General features: G+C 64.6%; 3 protein-coding genes. 1 reads left to right on the top strand and 2 read right to left on the bottom strand.

Translation table 11 applies throughout. The features are described from left to right. The coding region (locus tag GY769_12465) for a hypothetical protein (GenBank protein ID MCP4202734.1) at positions 1-1,300 on the bottom strand (1,300 nt) is incomplete at its 3' end. 248 nt (positions 1,301-1,548) lie between these two features. Continuing rightward, on the bottom strand, positions 1,549-3,780 hold the full coding sequence (locus GY769_12470) for a hypothetical protein (GenBank protein ID MCP4202735.1): 2,232 nt from the start codon (positions 3,778-3,780) through the stop codon (positions 1,549-1,551). 48 nt (positions 3,781-3,828) lie between these two features. On the opposite strand from GY769_12470, the gene GY769_12475 reads away from it, so the two are divergent. Then, the coding region (locus tag GY769_12475; protein MCP4202736.1) for an amidohydrolase family protein at positions 3,829-4,260 on the top strand (432 nt) is incomplete at its 3' end.

The raw sequence follows: 4,260 nt of genomic DNA on the forward strand, positions 1-4,260 counted from the left end.
CACCGAGGGCGTCCGACGCCAGGTTGCCGACCACCGGCGAGCCGTCTACGGTCGCGGTGATCGTGCTCGTGGTGTTGGTGTAGGTCCCGGGCGTGGTAGCTGCCGGTACCGACAGGCTGACACGGAGGGTGCAGGAGCCCTGCGCTCCAACGGTGCCGCCGCTGAAGTCGATCGTGGTGCCGCCGACGCCGGAGACCGATCCGCCGCAGTCGTTCGACAGCAGGCTCGAGAAGGTCAGACCCGCGAGGGCGGGAACAAGCGTCGTGAGGTCGTCGGTGAAGGCGATGCCGGTGGCCGAGAAGTCGCGATCGAAGTTGAAGACCCTAAGCTCGAGGGTAACGGTGCCACCCGGCGGCACCGGGTCGTCGGTGAAGGACTTGGTCAGGGCGAGCGGGGTGACGGTGACGTCAAGGGTGTCGCTCGCCTTGCCGCTGCTGGTGAAATCGGCGAGCAGCTCGACGTCCGTGTTGTCGAGCATGCCGACACCGGCGCCGATCACGTCGACGGTGACGGTGCAGGTCGCCCCGATGGGGAGTACCTCGAAACCCGCGAAGAGTGTAGAACCGTTGGCGTCGAGGGTGATGACGTCGGTTCCTGGGGCGGCGATGATCGTCGTGTCGGGATTGCTGGCGCTGACGCAGTCGGTGGACGCGTTGGCGGGGTCGGCGACGAGCATCCCGGTGGGCAGGTTGTCGGTGAAGTCCAGATTTCCGACCCGTTGTGGGTTGAGACTGTTGTCGATCTTGAAAGTCAGGGTGCTGCGGCCGCCCAGAGGAACTGTGCTCGGCGCGAAGCTCTTCGAGAAGCCCGGCAGCGTCGTCGCGACGATCAGATCGTCGATTGCCACGTCACCGGCGCCGGCGCTCGAAGTCAAAAACCCCGACACGTTCATGTGTGTGCCCGGAGTGCTGCTGGTCACATCGACGGATACGATGCAGCTCTCCAGAGCTCCGACCTGACCGTCGCTGAACGTGATCGTGCCGCCGCCGTCCGGAGCGCCGACCACGCCGTTCAGGCAGTCGGTCGACGCATTCGCCGGGGTGGCGATCACTACGCCTGCAGGGAGCGTGTCCGTGAAGGCCAAGTCCGTCACCGCGACGCTGTCGAAGTTGACGATGTCGAACCGAAGAGTCGAGACGCTACCGGGCCCGATCGTGTCGGGCACAAAGACTTTCGAAAAGTCCGGACCCGATACTCCGGCGTTGGCCGGTGAAACCGAAGCCAGCATCAGCACAACGAGCAGGAGTCCTGAGATCGATGCCAAGGTTTTCTTGCCGATGATGCGTCTCTTGAAAACCATGGATGCTTCTCCCTCGACTCGTGTCGATTGCGTTGTGCGTCCTACCGAAGACCGGCAGCTAATTCACGATGGTCCGCGTAGTCTAGCGCAAGAACCTTGCGCATTGCCTTGTCTCGACTCCGAAAACTGACCAGGAAATCTTGCCCCGTCTATAGCCGACTCTCTATAGGTTGATTGCCCTCGATTGCTTAGCAGATGACTCCGACCGAGCCCGATCGGCGGAGCTGGGCCCCTCGTTGCCGGTCAGCTCAAGGGACCGTGCTCTGCTCGGGCAAGATCTCGGCGCGGAAGCTGGCACCGGCGGCCACGGTGAAACCGTCTCCCAGCGCAATTGCTTGCCCGGCGCGGAAAATCACGTCGGACGCGATCTCGAAGCCGTTGCCGGCGGTGATCGACTCGCAGGCGTGGAAGACCGCCGGCGAGCTGACGACCTGAGGACTCAGGGTCACGTCAGCCTGACAGCTATCGAAGACCGCGACCAGGTCACGGTCTCCGGCGACCGCAAAACCGAGCACCAGGTCCTGACTTACCATTGCCGCGCCTTCTTCCCAACGCAGGAAGGCCGAGCCGGACGTGGCGGTCGCCGAAAGCTCGAGGCCGACGCCGTCGGCGTAGATCTCGGCACAGTCTCCTGCGCAGGCGATCCCGCCGGGAAGACTCGCGACCTGACCTGAGCCTGAGCCCACAAGAGCGACCTCGATCTCGGAGGCCGGAAGCAGGGTTGCCGGTGCGACCGTGGTCGGCGTGAGCACCATCGGCGAACCCGCCTCGAGAACGCCCAGAGTCACCTGCACAGCGCCCGGCTGGGTGTTGGTATCGAACGAGAAGTTGAAGAGCGTTCCCCAATCCAGCTCATTGCCAGCCGGCGCCTGCCAGGTGATGGAACCGGCACTGACCGTTGCGGACCAGTCGTTGCCGGGGTCTGAGTCCACGTCGCCGAACCAGGCGTTCTGAACGATAGCCCCCGCCGGTAACGGCACACTGAAGGAGTCGATCTGGCGGTCGAAGTCGAAGTTCATCAGCGCGAACTCATAGTGATAGAGCCCCGTCGGTAAGACAGAAGCCTTCACCGCCAGCTTGAGCTCACCCTCGTCCGGATTGGTCGTGATGTTGACATGAGCCGCGCCCACCGGAGGCGCGAGCGGGTCGACCCAGGTGTCGAGCACCGAGCCCTGTGTCAGTTCGACATCAGCAAACGGAAACGTCCAGGGGGTGCCCACGGTGGGTACTACGGCCCGATGACCCATGCTGTTGAAAATGTCGATGTCTCCCTGGACCAGATACCAGGCCTCGAGACGGTACTCGGCACCGGGTGTCTGGAGATCTGCGATCGCCGCGCTCAGCCGGTGCTCGAACGGATCGAGATGGTCGGCCTCGTCGTGTCCGCGCAGGTCGTCGGGGAGGGGCCCGTCGAAGTGCGAGGCGGTGCTCGTCCAGGCGCCCGTCGAGGCGGTGATCTCCTCGCGCGGCGCCAAGAACTTGCGATTGGCGTTGGTCGAGGCTCCATAGAGATCGGTGCAGTCGTTGAACAGGACTTGATCGGCCTGGCAGTCGCAGGGCGGCGTATTGCCGGAGAAGAAGGCGTGCTTCGCGTCCGAGCGCCCGATCTGCTCGATACGGCCGTCGGCCAATCGATAGAGGTGCATGACCAGGAACGGATGCTGCCCGACGACCGTGAAGGAGCCCCAACCGTCGGGGGCGATCGAGCGGTACCAGGGCACGTCAGCCGTGCCGACGTTCTGCAAGCGCACCGCCGGAGCCAGGGCCACTCGTTGAGAGTCGTGGAAGGTCTCGGAAACCGAGCTCATGCTCTCGAGCAGCACGTCGACCGGTCCGTTGAAGTCGGGGGCACAGAGTCCCGCGCCGGCCTCGGCGCCCGACAGGGGTTCATGCGTCGGAACCTGAGCCCGCGCCTTTCGGCGGGTCCGGACGTGCGCTTCGCCGACCGCGAGCCCCTCGAGCTCCGGTCGACCCAGCCGCTCAGCGAGCTGGCCGGAGAAGCGAAGATCCATGTCCAGAAACAGGAACTCGCTGCCGTCGGAGTTGGGCTGGGGATGGGGGTTGTCGAGCACGAAGACCAGGCTGCCGTCCGAGGCCCGAAGCTCGAAAGCGTTGGGAGGCAGCCCGGGGTGAAGCTCGAAACCGAGGAGCGACACGTGATCGTCCTGCCAGTCGATCTCGAGTCCGCCTTCGTGCGACAAAAAGCCCGAGACCGGACCTCGATAGGAACCGGAAGGCAGCGCGAGCCCGAGCACCGAAGTTTCCAGAATTCGAAACTCCATCAGTCCGGGCTGATCGGCCTTTTCGCTCGCGGTGAATCGCTCAAGTGAGATTCCCAGGTCCTCGAGCAAGTGAGCGTTGAAGCGGACCTCTGTTCGACCACCCGTGAGCTCGACCGGCTCACGGCGCGCCTCCGCCACCAACTGAACCGGCGTCAGAAAGGCGGCAATCAGACAGATCAGCCGACGCCTCGATCGCATGAGAGGCGGATCATAGCGGGATCGGGTGTATGAGATGATCTGGCGCTCATGAAACGGGGCCTTTCATCGATCTCCCGAGGACGCTCGCGGCTTGGCATCCTCGCCTGCCTTGTCGCATCCGCCTGCTTCGGCTTTGCGTGCCAGGCGCCTTCCAGCGGCACAAACTCGGCGGAGGCGGCGCCAAACGATGCGGCCGGTTCGTGGCTTCTTGTCGAAGGTGGCACGGTCGTCACCATGGATGCGGCCGGCACTGTGGTACCCGATGGCGCGGTCGCGATCGAAGACGGCCGGATCACGGCGGTCGGTCCGCGGGAAGAGCTTCTGCTGGCGCACCCCGAAGCCCGCCGGATCTCGGCCGGCGGCGGCGTCATCATGCCGGGCCTGATCAACGCTCACACCCACGTGCCGATGGTTCTCTTCCGGGGGCTCGCGGACGACCTCAAGCTCATGGACTGGCTCGAGAACCACATCTTTCCGGCC

It is taken from the genome of bacterium (genome assembly GCA_024224155.1).
GTDB lineage: Bacteria > Acidobacteriota > Thermoanaerobaculia > Multivoradales > JAHEKO01 > CALZIK01.

Excerpts from the sequence above, each read along its gene's own strand:
- GY769_12470 (MCP4202735.1), bottom strand. The coding sequence starts at position 3,780 with ATGCGATCGAGGCGTCGGCTGATCTGTCTGATTGCCGCCTTTCTGACG.